17 protein-coding genes are annotated in these 17,567 nt (G+C 65.3%); 7 read left to right on the top strand and 10 right to left on the bottom strand.

The features are described 5' to 3' along the window. Positions 1 to 2: 2 nt before the first annotated feature. Genes JOD31_RS07550 through JOD31_RS07530 form a run of 5 tightly spaced genes read right to left on the bottom strand, consistent with a single transcriptional unit; the run spans position 3 to position 4,377 of the window. Positions 3 to 332, bottom strand: a complete 330-nt coding sequence (locus JOD31_RS07550) for a DUF2190 family protein (protein ID WP_204949684.1) — start codon at positions 330 to 332, stop codon at positions 3 to 5. Then, entirely contained in the window at positions 325 to 549 is a 225-nt protein-coding gene (locus JOD31_RS07545; protein ID WP_204949683.1) for a phage head-tail joining protein, read from the bottom strand. The genes JOD31_RS07550 and JOD31_RS07545 overlap by 8 nt, the downstream gene beginning before the upstream one ends. A 3-nt stretch (positions 550 to 552) precedes the next feature. After that, complete coding sequence (locus JOD31_RS07540; protein ID WP_246482389.1) at positions 553 to 2,430, bottom strand: prohead protease/major capsid protein fusion protein; 1,878 nt, start codon at positions 2,428 to 2,430, stop codon at positions 553 to 555. After that, on the bottom strand, positions 2,430 to 3,785 hold the full coding sequence (locus JOD31_RS07535) for a phage portal protein (protein WP_246482388.1): 1,356 nt from the start codon (positions 3,783 to 3,785) through the stop codon (positions 2,430 to 2,432). Before JOD31_RS07535 ends, JOD31_RS07540 begins: the two co-directional genes overlap by 1 nt. A gap of 1 nt (position 3,786) precedes the next feature. Then, positions 3,787 to 4,377: a hypothetical protein gene (locus JOD31_RS07530; RefSeq protein ID WP_204949682.1), complete on the bottom strand. Its 591-nt coding sequence runs from the start codon at positions 4,375 to 4,377 to the stop codon at positions 3,787 to 3,789. Between the two features lie 327 nt (positions 4,378 to 4,704). On the opposite strand from JOD31_RS07530, the gene JOD31_RS07525 reads away from it, so the two are divergent. Next, complete coding sequence (locus JOD31_RS07525; RefSeq protein WP_204949681.1) at positions 4,705 to 5,049, top strand: hypothetical protein; 345 nt, start codon at positions 4,705 to 4,707, stop codon at positions 5,047 to 5,049. Positions 5,050 to 5,066: 17 nt separating this feature from the next. On the opposite strand, the gene JOD31_RS07520 is transcribed toward JOD31_RS07525, so the two are convergent. From JOD31_RS07520 to JOD31_RS07500, 5 genes are all read right to left on the bottom strand, one after another. Further along, positions 5,067 to 5,636, bottom strand: a complete 570-nt coding sequence (locus JOD31_RS07520; RefSeq protein WP_204949680.1) for a hypothetical protein — start codon at positions 5,634 to 5,636, stop codon at positions 5,067 to 5,069. 191 nt (positions 5,637 to 5,827) lie between these two features. Then, entirely contained in the window at positions 5,828 to 7,597 is a 1,770-nt protein-coding gene (locus JOD31_RS07515) for a phage terminase large subunit family protein (protein WP_204949679.1), read from the bottom strand. Further along, on the bottom strand, positions 7,590 to 8,093 hold the full coding sequence (locus JOD31_RS07510; RefSeq protein ID WP_204949678.1) for a hypothetical protein: 504 nt from the start codon (positions 8,091 to 8,093) through the stop codon (positions 7,590 to 7,592). Before JOD31_RS07510 ends, JOD31_RS07515 begins: the two co-directional genes overlap by 8 nt. A 397-nt stretch (positions 8,094 to 8,490) precedes the next feature. Next, a complete protein-coding gene (locus JOD31_RS07505) occupies positions 8,491 to 10,773 on the bottom strand; it encodes a primase-helicase family protein (protein ID WP_204949677.1) in 2,283 nt (760 codons plus the stop codon). 416 nt (positions 10,774 to 11,189) lie between these two features. Then, positions 11,190 to 11,612: a MarR family winged helix-turn-helix transcriptional regulator gene (locus JOD31_RS07500; protein ID WP_246482387.1), complete on the bottom strand. Its 423-nt coding sequence runs from the start codon at positions 11,610 to 11,612 to the stop codon at positions 11,190 to 11,192. An 87-nt stretch (positions 11,613 to 11,699) separates the two neighbouring features. Between JOD31_RS07500 and JOD31_RS07495 the strand changes: the two genes are divergently transcribed. The 6 genes from JOD31_RS07495 (at position 11,700) to JOD31_RS07470 (ending at position 17,260) form a co-directional block, all read left to right on the top strand. Beyond that, positions 11,700 to 12,086: a VOC family protein gene (locus JOD31_RS07495; protein ID WP_204949675.1), complete on the top strand. Its 387-nt coding sequence runs from the start codon at positions 11,700 to 11,702 to the stop codon at positions 12,084 to 12,086. A 23-nt stretch (positions 12,087 to 12,109) separates the two neighbouring features. Next, a complete protein-coding gene (locus JOD31_RS07490) occupies positions 12,110 to 12,265 on the top strand; it encodes a hypothetical protein (protein ID WP_204949674.1) in 156 nt (51 codons plus the stop codon). 341 nt (positions 12,266 to 12,606) lie between these two features. Further along, on the top strand, positions 12,607 to 12,738 hold the full coding sequence (locus tag JOD31_RS19625; RefSeq protein ID WP_271206107.1) for a hypothetical protein: 132 nt from the start codon (positions 12,607 to 12,609) through the stop codon (positions 12,736 to 12,738). Then, complete coding sequence (mdtN, locus tag JOD31_RS07480; RefSeq protein ID WP_246482386.1) at positions 12,735 to 13,790, top strand: multidrug transporter subunit MdtN; 1,056 nt, start codon at positions 12,735 to 12,737, stop codon at positions 13,788 to 13,790. Before JOD31_RS19625 ends, mdtN begins: the two co-directional genes overlap by 4 nt. After that, on the top strand, positions 13,771 to 15,738 hold the full coding sequence (locus tag JOD31_RS07475; protein ID WP_204949672.1) for an FUSC family protein: 1,968 nt from the start codon (positions 13,771 to 13,773) through the stop codon (positions 15,736 to 15,738). The genes mdtN and JOD31_RS07475 overlap by 20 nt, the downstream gene beginning before the upstream one ends. Then, the gene (locus JOD31_RS07470; protein WP_204949671.1) at positions 15,725 to 17,260 is read left to right on the top strand and encodes a TolC family protein; all 1,536 of its coding nucleotides are present in this window, start codon (positions 15,725 to 15,727) and stop codon (positions 17,258 to 17,260) included. Before JOD31_RS07475 ends, JOD31_RS07470 begins: the two co-directional genes overlap by 14 nt. Positions 17,261 to 17,567 lie beyond the last annotated feature (307 nt).

Genomic DNA, 17,567 nt, shown 5'->3' with positions numbered 1-17,567 from the left:
GGTCAGAAGCTCGGATTCAGCCGGACGGCGACCGTGCCGGATGGATTGGCCGCGGCAGCGACCGCAACGCCGATGTACGTGTTTCCGCTCGCGGTCTTATTGATGAGCTTGGTCGCGGTGTCGAAGTAGATCTTATCGCCGATGGCGATGGCGAGCGCGCTGACCTTCGGAAGCGTATAGACGCCAGTCGTCACGAGGTCGAGGTCGGCTCCCACGGCCGCGTCGCCAGCTGCGACGCCGTAAAGCGCGCCGACGACCACGAGGTCGCCTGAGGCCACGACGGCCGGGGACGGGATGGTGATGTTCTCACCCTTTTGAACGTGGTTACGCATGGTCGAGCCCTTTCGAGGTTTTGAAGGTGAAGGCGTTTGAGGTCCGGCGGCCCATAGCCGCGATTTCCCGATCGGCGGCGGCTATGGCGCGCGCCAGTTCAGAGTCGGTCCCGTAACGGACCGACTCCCCGTTCTGGTCCTGAAGCTCGCGCACGCCCGAGAGACGCGCTTCCACAAGCGCGTCCCGCCATTTCACGAGGTCCGCGAGCGAGGCCATGGATCAGACGCCGGGGTTGCGGACGACGCCGCGCCAATCGAGCGCGCCCGCTCCGAAGTCCAGCACGACCCGGAACTCACGGCTCAAGACCTCCCAGCCCTCGCGCTCGGACATCTGCGGCCCGGGCGCGCTGGAGAGGTACGAATATTCCAGCACGGGGGCCGTCGCGGGGTCGGCGAAGACGAACCACGAGTCGTCCATGATCCGCGGCTCCACGAGAAGCGTGAGCTTCTGTGAGAACGGATTCACGTCGGCCGTAGTGGCCGCGTAGATCGACGCCAGCACTTTTTCAGCCGTGGTCTCAAGCTCGGGACCGACCACCAGGTACTTCGGCGTCACGGCGATCCGGGTCTTGCCGTCGAGCCCGGTCTGATTCCGCATGGCGAGCCGCGCGGCGGACAGCGCCTCGACGCTGAGAGCCGCGCCGGTGAGAAGGTTGCCGTGGTCGGCGTGAAACAGCCGCTTGGCGTCGCTCATCAGCGGACCAGCGCCGGCCGATTGAGCGAGGAGGCTCCACAGCAACGCGGCCTCGGTCTGGGCCGCGGCCTGCCCCGCTGCCGAAGCCCAGTCGTTGAACGCGCCAAGGTCGTCGTTGATCAGGGCTTTCCGGCTGATCGTGAACAGCGCGCCGTAGGTGTCGAGCGCGTAGCTCTCGACGGCCTCCGACCGGGTGACGTGTCCGAGCTCCCCGGACTCGCTCACCTTATGAAGCGCGCCGATCTCACCGAGGCGAAGCGCCGAGCCCGTGCGGAAGTCCACGCGGGAGCCCTGCCGGGCCAGCGTCTTGAGCGGCGAGGCGGCGGCCGTGTAGCTGGCAAGCAGCGTGCGACGGCCCGCGCCGGTCAGCAGCTGCGGAAAGTCGGACGTGGTGTGGAGCGCGGCCCGAAACAGCGCGTCGGGGGCCATGCCGGCCGTGGAGTGGCCGCGCGCCTCAAGCGAGGCGCGGGCGAAGTCCCGGAGCGAATGGCCCAGGTACGGCCGCGCCGCCTCCGCGCGGGCGTCGTCGAGCGGGACGCCGCTACGGGTCGCGAGGGCGTCTGCCATCGCCCGGCGCTGGATGGTCGGATCGGCCTCCGGAGCGGCCGTGCGAATGCGCGGCGTCGTGCGCGAACGCGTCTGCATCGCCTCGAAGGCGGCCGCGCGGGCCTCGACGACGGTTGATTCGGCGTCGATCTGTTCGTCCGCCCAAGTGGTCGGAAGGCCCGCGGCGCGGCCGATGCCTCGGATTGCGGCGCGGGTTTCGGTGACTGTCGGCTCAGCCTCAGACCGTTCGACGGTCTGGATGTCATCTTCTTCCACGTGGGAACTCCTGAAGTTGGCGTTGGGGTCGGCGGGGACCGGGACGGCGGAGACCTCGAAGACGGCCCAGGCCGAGGCCGTTCGGACGCGCTGTCCGCTCTCGACGGACTCCCGCCACGAGGCGACGCGGTACCCCACGGAGACGCCGCGAAGGACGCCCTCGCGGATGCGGGTGACAGCCGGGGCGGCGTCGTCCGCTGTCGACAGGCGGAGGACGGCGACGAGGCGGCCGGGCTCATGCCGGAGGGACTGCACGACGCCGATCACGTCGCGGCTTCCGCCCTGCCGGTGGCCGTCGAGCAGGGGAGCGCCGACGAGGCGGCTCGTGTCCAAGCCGGCCGGATCGAGTCGCTCGACGTACGACCCCCGACCGTCGCGGCGTTGGACGTCCGCATAGGTTGAGATGACCGCCTCGACGGTCATCGCCGCCTCGTCGAAGCTCGACGGTCCGAAGGATCCTCGGCGATAGCGCGGGGTCAGCGCATCGGCCGGCGCATGGCGAAGGATCGAACGCTCGACTCTCACCTCGTCGCGCAGCGGGCGCGTCCATTCCGCAGACGGGCGTTTCTTCGGGCCGGCCATCACTCGGGCTCCTTCTCAGGCTGGGGCTCGTTCGGCTCTGCTGCAGCAGAGCCGAACGTCAGCCCGAGACCGGCTTCCCGCTCCCGGTCGGCGGCGATCTCCGCGTCAAGCTCTTCGACGGGCCACCCTCTCGCAGCGACCTTCTGGCGGCGCGACGCGAGGCCTGCGTTGATCTCGGCGACGTCCGCCTCGATCGCCTTTTGCGGATCGACCTGAGCCCATGCCGGGGGGAGCCATTCGGCGACGGCGTCGGGGACGCCCGTAAGGAGCTGGACGCGAGCCCAGAGGGGGCGGAGAAGCTGGGGCGTGAAACAGCCGTATTGGATCTGTTCGACGCGGGCGCGGAACGGGATCAGGCCGGCCCGAAGGCTCGAATAGTTCGCGCCGCTCAGGTCCCCGTCGAGCATGTGCGTCGGCAGGCCAAGGCCCGCCGCGAGGCCCCGGAGCGAATGCTTCACGAACTCCGCGGTCTGCTGCACCTGCTGGGGGCCACTGAACTTGATGTCGAAGCCGGCGGGGAGACGGCGAACGACGCCCGGCTCCAGGCTGATGTCGTTCGGATCCCCGTCGAACGGTTCGCCAGCGCCATTCTGATCCACGAGGAAGCCCGCGTGCATCGCGGCGATTTTTGTAGAGACCAGCAAGGCGTCCGTCAGCTGGTCCAGTTCGTTCGCCGGGAGGATGATCGGTGCGAGCCATGAGACGCCGCGCACCTGACCGGGGGCGATCGGGGCCATGACGTGGAGAACGTCGGCCGCGTCGATCCGCACGGGCGGCGCGTAGCTGGCGAACATCTGCGTGGGGCGGTGCGGGAGCACGTGATAGGCGACACGAGCCCCAGATGCGTCAAACTCGACGCCCTGCACGAGGTACCCGCCGCCGTCGAGGTCGCGCGTCGCGGACTCGTCCACCTGTTCCGCGGGGATCACGAGCGCCCGGAAGCCTTCGTCTTCGGCGCGGAGCAGGACGAAGGACTCTCCGTCTTCTACGAGCGCGCGGGCGATGACGGACTGCAGGCCCCAGAAATCTGTGCGGCCATCCGCATCGGCGTCGAGCGCCCATGTGTCAAAGGCGGCTAGGGCTTCAGGCCTGGCGCTCGTCGGGCGAATGCCGGAGCCGACCAGCGAGGTCGTCCAGTTCGCGACGGCGTTCGCGAGCCACTGATTGTTGCGCGTGAGGTATCGCGCCCGAGCACGGACCATATGGGCCGCGGCCCCTACCTCGGGATTGATCGGCCCCATCGTGCCGACGCCACCCAAGCGCCTGCCGCCCGCCGCGCCGTCGAAGCGGCGGGTTCGCTCGGACGCGGCCGGGCGGATCAGTTCAGCGACGAAGGCGCGGGCGCGGGCGAGCATGTCAGTGGACGGCTTCGCCGGGCCGAGGGGCTACGTCGAAGAGCGCTCGAAGAACGTCGTCGAGCGGGACAACGTGGGTTGAGCGAAGCACGAAGCCCTCGCTCGGCCGAAAGTCGGTGCCGGTCGGCTCGCCGTTCGGCCCTTTGATGATCTGATTTCGGATCCGCGCGCGGCTCACCGGGTTCGGGTGGTCGGGATGACGGAAGCACGCCACGTCGAGCATCCAACCGCGCGCGCCGACGGCATAGGCGTCGAGAACGACGGCGGCCGGGGACGCCGCCCGGGTCGTCGGGCTTGCGTGGAGAAAAGGGGGACCGTCCGGAAAGTCCTCAACCGCGAAGCTCGTGAGGGCATGCGACGCGGCGAGCATGACGCCGCTATCGTTGAACCCGGCGTCACACAGACGCGAAAGAACGCCGCCGATGAACGTTTCCGGCAGGCCGTAAAGGTACGCCTTTTTCTTGTCGCCTACGTAGAGACCCGCCGGCGTGACGTAGTTCCTGCGAACAAAGCCGCGAAACCGCGCCAGAATGAAGTCGCGATCGAGCGTTCCGCGCTCGGAAAGACGTTCGGCAACCTCGATCGAGGTCATCCCTTCGCGGCTTTTGGTCTCCGGAACATGTCGGGCGGGCCAAGCGGGTTCACTCTGAAGCATGTCGCGTTCTCCGTCAGGGGGCGCGACGATGATAGACCGAGTCCTCCGCTCGAATGCAAGTCTTAATTCGCCAAGGTCATAGTTCTCGTAGTATAGGCAACTCCACGTAGCCAATCGATTGCAGATTTTATGCTTGACGCGAGCTGTGAACTCGGGTGGATATAGCAAGTCGGCCGGGTGGTTTTGCCATTGCTCCTCGGCCGGCCTCGGCGGCCCTCCCGCGCTCGTCTCCAGCGCGGGAGGGCTTTTTCTTAGGAGCCCCTGATGCGCATCGTGCCGCCCGAAGAACTGGATCTCAGTCCGCCGCAGGGCTTGTCCCGTCAGCAGCGAAGGGCTTGGGAGCGGCGCTTTCGGGATCGACGGTCGCAGTACGGCGACACGATCGGCCGAGCGTGGTTCAAGGCGTCCGCTCAAACCTACCGGGCGTCTGCGGAGGGCCGCTTCGACCGAGAGAGCGAAGCGCTACGGCAACGCTTCGAAGCCCAGTACGGCAAGGTTGATTCTTGGTTCTATGACGAGGCCAGCGCCGCGGCGTGGGCGGCTGGCCGGCCCGAGCGCGCGCAGTTCATCGCGGACATGCGCGCGCTGTCGAAGAAGTGGTTCGGCTGAAGTATAATTTCGCCTAATTATTTGTAAGCGGCCAAAACCTCAAACGCGATCTGCCGCATCATTGCAGCGCACGGACCAGCGCCGATATTCAAGCTGCCATCCCAACTATTAAGCTCAGTACCGTCGTCCAAAACTTGAGAAACGTTAATGCCGAATGAGCTTGTTTTCTGCAGCTCATCTAGATTTTCGGGCACAGAATCGTCCAAGTGAGCGCCGAATTTATTGCGCATCATTGAGACAATATCCCTTCGGACAAATTTCTGGCGCCGCTTGTATGGGACTTGGTCTTCAGGCTCAAGAGGTATGGCCCCAGGGGGTGCACCCGCCTTTGCTGCACTAGCCCGGTAAATTACATCACGGTTCCACCAATCGACGAAATCGACCTCGATAGGCCTCCAATCCCCCTGATAGATCGGTAAATAATCAAAAATCGGGACTGATGAATCGAGCCGCCCCATTATCAGTTTGTGCTCAGGCATTAAATTTCTCTCATCACCCGGCGTATCTTGAGTTTTAAATACTTTTTTTGATCTATATTTTACTGCAATTGGATTGCTGACAAGTATTTTCTCAATCTCTGTAGCCATAGAAAATGATATATAGGGGTGACCTTCATCGTATATCTTACATAGATGGCTCAAACTCTTCACAATCGAATCTATATGGGTAATTATTTCTTGGTGCGAAAGATTTCTGACGCGTTTTGAGCCCACTGGGCTTCTCCAATCAAATTTAACCCGTTCTGTTTAGACGGGACTCTAGAAGAGCCCGCCAGCCCTCAACTGTCCAGCCATGCACTCCGGACCACGTTCGGCCGCTTCGGCGGCGCTGCGGCCGTCGCAACCTCCTCCTCCCGTCTGTCTAGCGAAACGTGAACCAGCTGCCGCGCTGCGGTCGCGTAGACGAGGCAATCCAGCGCCTCCGATCGACGCCCAGAGATGCGCTCGAACGCCCTGTAAGGCTGGCCTCGGACGTAGCGCACCACGCGTCGTTCCGAGGCCAGTTGCTCGAACCACGTGAGGCTGAGGGACGCCCCGAAGCGGATCGACGCGCCGGACTGAAGGCGGTTCATGATCTGCGACTTGATCGCATCGACGCCCACAAGGATCAGCCGCAGCGCCTTCGCCTTGGACATCTCCGCCATCGGGCGCGCGAAGCCCGCGACGCCTTTGCCCGCAAACACCCGCCGCGCCGTGCGGGGCCGGCAGAACGCATAGACGGCGTCCGTGTGCCCGCCCGAGCCGGAGTCGACCACGGCGGCGTCTACCCGCAGCGTGCCGCCGTTGGGATGCGGCCACGAGCGTCGGAGAAGGTCGTCGACCTCCGCCCAGGTGTCGGACTGCAGCGGCGAGCCCCAAACCACGTCGTGGGCGAGCACAAGCGCCGCGCCGTCCTTCGTCCAGCCCACCGTGGAGATCTCCACGCGGTCGTCCTGTACGTCGCATCCGGCGGTAACGACAAGCGCCTCGGGCGGGATGGCGTCGAGACCGAACGACTCCCGGCGGTTGGCGAGCGCACCCTCGTCGATCGCCTCGCCGTCGTCGCGCCACGCCTCCCCGAGCACCGTATTGACGAAGGACTGGAGCGTCTGGGGGCTCTTCTTCGCCTCCAGAAATTCGGCCGCGAGCCTCCCCCATGCGGCGTTCGGCAGGAGACTGACGAGAGCGCTCACGCGATAACCGTGATGGTCCTTCACCTCCGGCGCGGTGGCGCGCCAGCGGCCCGAGCGGATGAAAGCGGGCTTGTCCCGATCCTCGACCACGCCGCCGCACGTGGGGCAGGCCCAGAAGGCGCGCGCGGGCTGATCGTCCGGCCAACGGATGTCCGCCCAACGTAGCTCATGGCGCTCGCCGCAGGCCGGGCAGGCGCACTCGTAGACGCGCCGGTCCGATCGCTCATAGGCCCGCAGGATGCGGCTGGTGCCCTCGTGGACGGGCGTGGAGCCCATCACGATCTTCCTGTTGCCGAAGGTCGCCGTGCGGCGCTCCGCAAGCGCTACGGGGTCGCCTTCGCCCCGCACGTCCACCTCGAAGCCGTCGACCTCGTCGAGCAGCAGCACGCGGGCCGTATGACCGCGCAGGTTGCGCGGCGCGCGGGCTGAGACGAGTTTGAGGCTCCCGCCTCGGAAGCGGCGCGAAAACAGCGTGTCGCGGTCGGACTCCGCCGATGACAGTGCTGCGCGGAGAGCTGGGCTCTCGGCGAACACAGGCTCGACGTTGCCAACGATCATCTCCCGGCAGTCGGACTCTGCCGGCAACACCACGAGGATCGGACCGGGATCGTTCGCCACGAAGTTCCCCAGCATGGCGACGGCGAGCTGTGTATAGCCCACGCGGGCGCTCTTCAGGATCGATACGCGCTCGACCGCCGGGTCCCCCATGCTGCGCGCCATCTCCACCTGATGCGGCCACAGCCGCATGCGGCCCGGATGCGCCGCGAGGCTGGAAGGAAGATAGACGTTGGCCTCGACCCAGTCGGCGAGGTCGAGCCGCGGCGGCGGGCGGAGCGCGGCCATAGCGTCGCGGCGGACGGCTGCGAGCTCAGCCATTGGACAGGCCCTCCAGCGCGGCGCGGATTTCGGCGTCGACTCTCGCGACGGCGGCGCGGTCCAGTTCGGGGAGCCGGCTGGGGACGGCCAGCATTGCGGCGCGAACGTCCGTCAGGATCAAGGCCCACTCCGCCTTCACGTCCGCCGCGGAGAGCAGGTCGCCTCGTGCGAGCGCGTTTGCGGTTTCCAGCTTCACGGCCTGCGCCTCGGCGGCGCGCGTCTTTGCAGCGGTCCACTCTGGGTTCGCCGAGCCTCGACCGGCGGCCCTTTTGCGCATGTCGGCGCTATAGGCCCGGACAGCATCGCGACGGTCGTAGCGACCTCGGCTCGTCTGGGGGATGATCCCCTGCCGGACAAGGGTCTGGACGCGTGTGGGGGTGAGGTCGAGCAGGTCGGCCAGTTGATCCGTCGTGATCGTCGCCCCCACAGGGGGGAAAAGCTGAGGGTAATCGGCGGGATCTGCCACCAGAGCGGCGAAGGCCTCTTCGTGGGTCATTCTACGATCCCAATTTGCATTTTCCCCCACAGGGGGAAATTCCGGGAGCTCCGCGTCCCCCCGAACGGCCGCCCCCCAGAGGGACCCACGCCTCTGGGGGGTCTCAGGGTCGCGTGGTCCCGATGGTCCAGACGGCGGTCCAGACGACCCGTGCCCGCAAACCGTTGATACTCTTGGGCCGGTCCAGATGGTCCCGATGGACCAGATGATTTCGAGCAAACCTTTATAGGAATCGCATTTGCCCCTCCGGCCTCAGTTCCTCTCTCCATAAGAAGTCCTCTTTCATCTGGACCATCTGGACCATCTGGACCGATAGAGGTAATCGACTGCAATTGCTGATGAATTTCGGTCCAGATGAACGGTGTGTTGTTCGGGGTCATTTGGACCATCTGGGCCATCACGTCGTCCCCCAACTGGGTTCGTCGCCAAACCACGCTTCAAATTCCCGGCGGCACTGTGTGAGCGCAGGCAAGGTGTAGAAGCGCCGTCGTCCGCCCTCTACGCGGGGACGTTTATCCCCTAGACTAGGAAGCATCGCCCTGAGAGCGTGGCCGAACTGGATCGAGTTAATCGCCTCCCCCTGAAAGCGGTTCTTACGCACGAAGTCCTCGTAGGACGCCCGCAGGGCCGAACGGTCGACCTCAATCGACGCGTCTTCCCAGGACGGCCCGTCGAATTCGCTCCCCGCGAGCGCCCCGTCGTGCAGCAGTTCGAACCACCATCGGTTGACGCCGCTGAGCGAGGCGAGCTTCTGGTCTCTGAGGGCTTCCGTCTGGGGCGCGTCGCGAACCGAGAAGCCTCGCAGGTCAACTGCCAACAGGTGCGCGAGGAACGCCGCAGCCCCGTCGCCTTCGATCTGGGCGTAGAGGTCGCGGAAGTACGTCCGATCTCCGATCCGACAGTCCGAAACGTCGAAAACAGCATAGCGGCGCTCGTCATGCGACGCGGGGACGGCCCAATCCTCGTTCGTCGTCATGACGAACCGGACGAAGCTGGCCACCACGACCGAGTCGATCCCCTTCTTTTCGAGCGTCATTGTCGGGGCCGTGATCAGGGCTTGCAGCGCGCCCTTTTTTCCTCGATCGCCGGCCCAGAACGCTTCCTCAACGTGGCCCAGCAGGGCGGATGCGAACGGGGCGTTGAAACGGCTTGTGAGCCGGTCCGCGTTGTCGATGTGGGCGACGTGCCGCCGGCCCACGATCCGCGACATGACGACGGCGAGGGTGTCTTTGCCCGCGCCCTTGCCCCCCTTGAGAACCAGAGCGACGCCGGGCTTGCTGCCTGGGTTTTGGACCATGTCCGCAAGCCACCCAATGATGTAACGGAAGCGCTCTTCGTCGCCGCCTGCCAGCACCTCGCGCACGTGGCTTACGATCAGGTCACACGAAGCGGCTGGATCGGGCTCGATGGCCCAGCCGCTCCAGAGGTTGAGCGCTCGCGGGGACGCCCGCCCACTGGGGTCGAACACGATCTCTGAGAACTGCCGGCGGCGCGGATCCCTTAGCCAGTGGAGGGACGCGGGCTCCATCTTCTTGCCGTCGGACGTTGGGACGAGGTCGTTTGCCGACCAGCGATGCAGGTCGTCGACCGTGCCGAGATTTGGCGCACGGTCGCGGCCGAACTCAGCGACGAGCGTGCGGCCGGCATGGCGTACGAGCGCGTAGCGACCATTAAGCCGAGCGGTGATCGGATCGGCCGGGAGCTTGCCGACCACCGCCTCTATATCCGCAGCGATCTCGTCATCGTCGAAGGCGTCCAGCGGATCGCGCGGGTCGACCACGCGCGCCCAAGCCCGTTCGGCCGCCCTCTCGCCTTCCTTCGCGACGTGGGCCGCCGCGCGCTCGTCGTCTTCGATCGCGGCGAGGAAGTCGTCGAACGTCCGGCCACTGAGCTTGAAGCGGCGCGCCAGCCGGTAGAGGACGCCGGAGTCCGTGTCGTCCTTCGCGCTGGAGGCTTTCCCCATGAACGCCGGCCCTGCCGTGTGGACCAGCCACCGCAAGTCCTCCAACGGCACGATGCGCAGGCCCTCTAGCGCTCCAACGAGTAGTTCGGCCACCCAGTGGTGATCGGTCAGGGCGTAGTATCGTCCGCCCAGGTCGAGGGCGATTTCGCAGTGGTCGGGTTTGCTGAAGGCGATCCGTTGGCGCGGCCCCAACGCCTCGCGATCAGCGCTCGTCACGACGAAGTAGAGCTTGAGCCCGCGCCCGCTGGGACTGATCTCCGCTCGCGTTCGGAACCGCTCGACGACGTCGGTGGCCCATGGGGCGAGCGTGTCGCCGTCGAGGCAGGAGTCGAGGTCGACGCCGCAGAGGTACAGTCCCCCGCCCACGTCGCCCAGCATGACGCCGATGCCGCCCGTGCGGCCGCCATTGAGGAGCATCGTTGCTCGGCGCTCCGCGGCCTCGCGCGTGCCCCACGTTGCCGGATCATCGGACTTCGCCCGCCGTCCGGTGCGCGGATCATAGGGGACCTTGGTGGGCTTGTCGTCCCGGGCCTCGGAACGCCATGCAACGAAGCGCTCCCCTTCGGTCAAAAGCGTTGAAGAATGAACGAAATTGGTATAGTGGTGGGACATCTTTCGGGCCTGCTTCCCGAGGGATTGATCGCGCGGGTGGTAGCCGCGCGGCGACACGATCAGCGGCCGTCCCGACTCGTCATCGGGGCGGCCGTTTTCATTCATGGAGGATAGGATTTTGGACCTCGCCAGGCCAGCGCGACAGCCCAATTTCGCAATACGTAACGCAATACATTAAGTGCGACGTCTGATTCGTAAGTATCTGATTTGTAAGTATAAAACTTCCGACATGCAGGGCATCGGCGGACGCTCCCTCCGCCAGTCCCGCCGACTCCACGCTATGATGCAATTTTCCGCGCGGTGCCTACCCAGTCACCGCCGATTGCCGCTTAGGCAATCCAAGTTGAAATTTGAAACGATGGCCCCGCAGGGGAGCTGACGCCCAGAACACGTCGTAGGAGCCGGCTTCGGCGGATCCCGAAAGCCAACGCTCATCTTTCACTCGTTACGCTCGGCCGAATGTCGACGTCTGGGACTTTCCTGCCTGGCAGCTTCTGATCAGCAAACAGCGAATGCCGCCTCTATCTGAGCGCCTCGGCAAGTCGCAACAACATAGCTGTGGCAGTCTGATGATCGACGGGCGCCGCAGCATTGCGAAGACGTGTCTCCGCATCGGCCACGACTGCAGATGCCGCTTCAAAGGCGTGATAGCCTGAAGTCGTTAGTTCGGTCTTTTGAACGCGCCCATATTCGGGGTGGGGACTACGCGTAATAAGGCCTGCTTTCTCAAGCGTGACGAGTATGGCCTGCATCGTTTGCGGCGTGACAAACGCGCGGCGTGCAAGCGCCGCATTCGAAGCCCCTGCTTCGACCTTCAGATACGCAAGGACTGCGTATTGCGGCGTGGTCAGGCCAATCTCCCGCAGTTCCGCGTCCATGCGCGTGCGAAGCGCCTGTTGCGCCTGCTTCAGCGCGAAGCCGATCGTCGCATAGGGGTCGATCATTCGCGAACTTGCGTTTGACATATCAGTGCCCTTATATATGTCAGCGTCCTGACACTAGAGACTTGCGTAGCGAAGGAAAGCGCTGACATGCCCCATCTGACCGGACCCGATTTTATCGGCATCCAAACCGAGGATCTCGAAGCTGCAAGGTCGTTCTACTCGGACGTCGTCGGACTGAAGGCCGCTCCTCATAGCCCGCCGGGAGCCATCGTGTTCGACACAAAGCCGATCCCGTTCGCTGTTCGCACGCCCGTAGTTGATCTCGGAGCAACAGACAGACTCGGCTGGGGTGTCGCCATCTGGTTCGGCTGTGACGATGCCGACGCGCTCCACGACCATCTTGTCGAGCAAGGCGCCCATATCGAGTTCTCACCGAAAGAGGGGCCGTTCGGCCGCTACTTCGCGTTCTGCGATCCGTTCGGCTACACGATTACAGCCCACACGATCGCGCAGCCCCATTCGACCAGCGTGTGAGGGAGCTGAGGCTGGCATTCTGGATGGGTGTTGCATCGGCGCGGCATGTCCGTGGAGGACGCGCCGGCGGTTTTGCGCTGCTCGAACGCCACTTCGACGACGTCGTTAGCCTGCAACTCCGGTCGGTGGTGAAGACCCTCAAGGGCCTTACGCTCGACGAGGTCATCTGCGGGCGCTGAACTTCAGAGCCGGAACGATCCGCGCTCAATCCAATCCACTCAAGGCCGGGACTGAACTGGCCGGCCAAGACCAATGGCAGGATTGAGGTACCATCCGATTAAGGATATTTTTCTCTCCTCCGTCACGCGCCGAACCCCGTGAAAAAGCAATATCTGGTGATTCCTGTTTGGTTAGTCATGGGTTAGCTTGTCGTGCTCGTGCGCATTTGCGCGCGGCGCGGGCTCTGGGAGCCGCGGCGCCCGCTGCGATGCTCGCAGGTTGCGCGCACGATGGAGCGACGAGCGTTCCGATTTTCGGGGCTTACTTTCCGCTCTGGCTGCTCAGCGGGATCGCAGGCGTCGTGGCCGCGATCGTTCTCCGGGTCGTTTTCGTCGTCGTCGGCCTCGACGCGATTCTGCTCTTCCGGCTTTCCGTCTACATCTCGATCGCCCTGCTCTGCGGCGCGGCCGTGTATTTCTGGTTTTTATCATGACCATGAGGTCGGAGGGCCGCCGCAAGCGCTCGATTGGCGGCCGCCTGGCCTCCGTGCTGATCATCGCAGCCGGCCTGACCACCGCGTACGCGCTTTTTCGCTACGATCGCAGCCACCCCTCGACTGACGCCGCCGTTATCGACGCCGAAGTCGTGCATGTGGCGCCCTCCGTCGGGGGGCGCATCGCGGAGCTTTTGGTCGAAGAGAACGGGAAGGTCGCCAAGGGCGACGTTCTCTTCCGCATCGATCCGGCCGGCTACGAGCTCACTGTGGCCCAATCGGAAGCGGATCTCGGCGCTGCAATCGCCGCGCGGGACTCGCACCGCCGTTCCATCGCGACCGAGACGTCGAACGCGGAGATCGCGAAGTCCCAGACGGCGCGGGCGGAAACCAATTTGGCGCTCGCGCGGCGTACGGTGGAACGCCTGCGTCCGCTGGCCGCCAAGTCCTATGTTCCGACGCAGGAGTTCGATCAGGCCAAGGTCGCGGAAAGGGACGCCGCCCTAGGCCTGGCGCAGGCCCGCAAGCAGGAAGCCGCCGCCCTGGAGGCCATCGGCTCGCTTGACGGGGCCGAAGCGACGATCCGCGCCCGAGAAGCGGCGTTGGCGCAGGCGAAGCGCGCCCTGTCGGATACGGTCGTCGTCGCCCCACATGAGGGACGGATCGTGGGTCTCAGCGTCCTGAGCGGCGAATATGTCGCTCCAGGCCAATCCCTCTTCACTCTCATCAGCACGGAGCGGTGGTTTGCGGTCGGGAATTTTCGCGAGACCGAACTGAGCCGCCTGCCGCCGGGCACATGCGTCACCGCCTATTCCATGATCGACCGCGCGCGGCCGATCCGCGGCGAGGTCGAAAGCCTCGGCTTCGGCGTGAAACCCGGCGACAGGGCCGATCTGCCCCGAACCTTGCCGCTCGTCGAACGCTCCATGAATTGGGTTCGCGTCGCCCAGCGTTTTCCTGTGCGGGTGCTTCTCGAACATCCTCCCGAAGAGCTGATGCGCGTTGGCGCAAGCGCAAGCATCGAGGTTGGCTATGGCGCCAGCTGCCGCTAGCCGGGGCTACATCCGAGATCTTCTGGGCGACGCGCTCCGGCCGGATCCCGGTCGCTTCGCTCAGGCGATGAAGCTGGCGGCCGGGTGTTCGTGCACCGTGCTGCTGGCGATGATCTATGAGGTCCCCGAGCCGTCGCTGGCGGCCTATATCGTCTTCTTTCTCAATAAACCCGATCGGACGACAAGCGTCGTGCTCGCATTGGGGGGCGTCGTAGTGGTGTCGGCGGTCCTCGGCCTGATGTTTCCGATCACGAATGCGGTCATCGACGATCCAGCGCTCCGCGTGGCGGCCATGTCGGCGATCTCTCTCGCCGTTCTTTTCCTCGGAGCGGCAAGCAAACTGGCCAAAATCGCTCCGATCGTGTCGCTGATCGTCGCCTATGCGCTCACGTTGCTCGGCGCGGCGCAAAGTGGCGAACTCGCGACGAGGGCGTTCCTCTATGCTTGGCTTTTTGTGGCCTTGCCAGCGGCGGCGACCATCGTCGTCAATCTGCTCTTCGGCGCATCGCCGCGCCGTCTCGTCGAACAGGAGATCGGCGACCGTCTCCGAACCTCCTCCGGCGTTTTGCGCGGCGACCCCGACGCTCGCCGGAACCTGCGCCGTAAGCTGATCCAGGGCGACGCAGGCCTCAGGAAGAACGTGAAACTCGCCCGTTTGGAACGAACTTCGGAGCCAGGGGAATTGGACGCGCTGACGCGAGCGGCGTCGGCAAGCGTCGAACTGGTCGCCCTCGCCGATACGGCGGACCGGCCGTCGATGGCTGAGAGCGAAGGCCGTTCAAGGGAAGCTCTCGCCGCGACGCTTGATGACCTTGCGGCCGTTTATGAGCGGGGCGACAGCCTCGCGGACATTTCCGCGAAGCCCGCGGTCGAAGGCTCGCTCTGTTCGAAGCCGCTCGCCGCCTTGCGGGAGTTGGTCCTCAGGTTCGGCCACGATGACGCGGCGCCGGACCAGCCCGCCGAGAAGAAGGGCTTTTTCGCCTCCGATATCTTCGACAACCCCGCTTATGCGGCTTACGCCGTCACGACGACGCTCGCGGCGATGACGTGCTACCTCATCTATTCCGCGCTGGACTGGAGCGGCATCCACACCGCGATGATCACCTGCTACATCGTCTCGCTCGGGACGATCGGTCAGTCTGTTGAAAAACTGACCCTGCGGATCATCGGCGCCGTGATCGGAGCGAGCGCCGGAATGCTTACGATCGTCTTGATCACGCCGCATCTGAGTTCGATCGGAGGTCTGCTTGGTCTCGTCTTCGCGTCCGCTTTCGTGAGCGCGTGGTTGGCGGTCGGCAGCGAGCGCGTCTCCTACATCGGCTTCCAGATGGCTTTCGCCCTGTTCATCTGCGAACTTCAGGGTTCGGGGCCGGGCTATGACATGATCGACGCGCGCGACCGCGTGATCGGCATCCTGATCGGAAATCTCGTGTTCTTCCTGTTCGCCACGCGCTTGTGGCCGGTCAGCGTCGGAAAGCAACTCGACGACGCCCTCGCCCTCGCCGCGCGCTGCCTCGCAAAACTGGCGACGGCGACCTCTCCAGGGGACCGGCGCGCGGCGCTCTCAGCCGGTCAGTCCGCGTTTGGCAAGGCGACGGACGCGCTCACCCTCCTGCGCTACGAGCCGGATTCCGTACGACCGAACACGTTCTGGATCGATCGAAACGCACAGGCGCTCGACGACCTCGAACATCTGCAGGGACCGTTGGCGCTCGCGACACAGCGCGATCCGTCTCATGAGTGGTCAATGCGTCTCGAGGCGATCGCAGCCGAAGCCGCGGCTCACATAGATCCGGGCGCGCGAAATGGCGAAGCACAGCCTCTTCCGGAGAGCGTCGCCAATCGAGATGTGACAGCGGAGGTCGACAGCGGCTTGAAGCGATTGGAGCAAAGGTTCCGCCTGTCCTGGATCGATGACGCCGCGGGGGCAGGCTATGCGGGCGCTTAATCGCCTCGCCGCTCTCGCCATCGTCGGCGCGCTTTCCGGCTGCGCGAGTTCTGCGGTCGACCTTGCGCCGCCGCGACCCGATCGTCCGTGGGCGCCCCAGACCCGACCGAATGGCGAGATCGCCCCTGGCGCCAAAGCGAACTCCGCACCTGCGGGATCCTCGTATGCGCTGCCCGTAAACGCCGACCTCAAGACGCTCGATCGCGGACCGGGACTCGAGCGGGGGCGAATCTACGGTCTCGCCGATCTCGTCGACGTCGCTCAAAGCGCGAATCCGACGACGCGAATGGCCTGGAACCGGGCGAAGGACGCAGCGCTCGCTGTCGGGATCGCGCGGTCCGCCTATTTGCCGCGGCTGACCGCGAGCGTCGCCGGCGGTTACCGTCGCAGCAAATCCGACTCTCCCGGTCCGCTCGATACCTCGGTCGAGACGAAAAACTCCGCTCGCGGCGGGGTGGGCTCCGTCTCGCTCGAATGGTTGCTGTTTGACTTCGGCCAGCGCGCGGCGGTGATCGAAGCTGCGGAGCAAGGGGCGGTCGTCTCCAACATCGCCTTCACCGCGGAGCATCAACGCGTCATTCATGAGGTGGCGTTGGCCTTCTACGCCTACAACGCCGCCAGGGCTCGAGCGCGCTACGCAACGGAATCTCTGAATAATGCGCGAGCCGTCGAGATCGCCGCCGAAAGTCGGCTGAGCCGCGGCGTCGGCACGATCGTGGACGCCGCTCAGGCGCGGCAGGCCACGGCGCAGGCCAAGCTCACGAAGGTGCAGGCGGACGGGGCGACGAAGGACGGTTATCTCGCGCTGTTGTCGGCTGTGGGGCTCTCGCCGCTCACCGAGGTTGTGGTGTCCGACATTTCGGGCCGCCGCGTTTTCAAAAGCGGTCTTCGCCCGATCGAGACGGCGATCATGGATGCGCTTGGCCGGCGGCCCGATGTGCTCGCCGCCTACGCCGCGGCGAAGGCGAGCGACGCCGGCATGCGCGCCGCCGCCGCCGATTTCCTGCCCAAGGCGTTCATCGCGGGAACGGGCTCCTACGCCGCCGGCCGTCTCGGCGCGACGGCGATACCCTCGATCGGGGAGGAACTGCCCACCGTCAATCTGAGCTCTCGCAACGCTTCAGCGACCGTCCTCGCGGGCGTGCGGATGCCCCTTTACGACGCCGGCGTAAGAGCCGCCGCACTGAAGCAAGCTCAGACGCGGGCCGAAACCGCCGCCTTGGTCCTCACCCGAACGAAGGAGGAGGCGGCAAGGCAGATCGCCGCCGCCGATAACAGCCTCCGCAGCGCGGTGTTTGCCTACGAAGCGGCCTCCGCCTTGGTGTCCGCGGCCCAGACAACGTTCGACGCCGCCTTGGTCGCCTATCGGAACGGGGTCGGCTCTGTCACGGCGGCGACTTTGGCCGAAACGGGGCTTCTGCAGGCCAAAATCGCTCGCGTCGAAGCGCTGAGCGCAAGCCTGTCGAGTGCTGCGACGCTGGCGCTCGCTATCGGGGCGATCGACCCCCAGGCTGCCTTCTGACCGTCCGCGCCTCGATCGAGGCCGGATCGATCTCGAGCGCCGCGTCGACCGCAACTCGGGCGCGCAGCATGACGGCCGAACGGTCGGCGTGGCTCACGGACGAGTTCGCATACGCGCTCTCGGACCTGCGAGGCATGCGCGTGACGCGCGCGACGGCTGCGTCCGCCCATCGGAGGGTTCAAGCAGCCAATACTGCATGCTACTGTCTCACTGTGAGACTCGCAAAACATACGTCACGGGGCCCAGTTCGGGCACTCTCCCTCAGACGCTCGTCGCGCTCCATAAATCAGCCTCCGTCAAGCATTGA

Origin of the sequence: Methylopila capsulata (assembly GCF_016907975.1) — a bacterium.
Lineage (GTDB): Bacteria > Pseudomonadota > Alphaproteobacteria > Rhizobiales > Methylopilaceae > Methylopila > Methylopila capsulata.
Note: the sequence above shows the minus strand (reverse complement) of the source record. Positions and strands in the feature narration are given on the sequence as shown.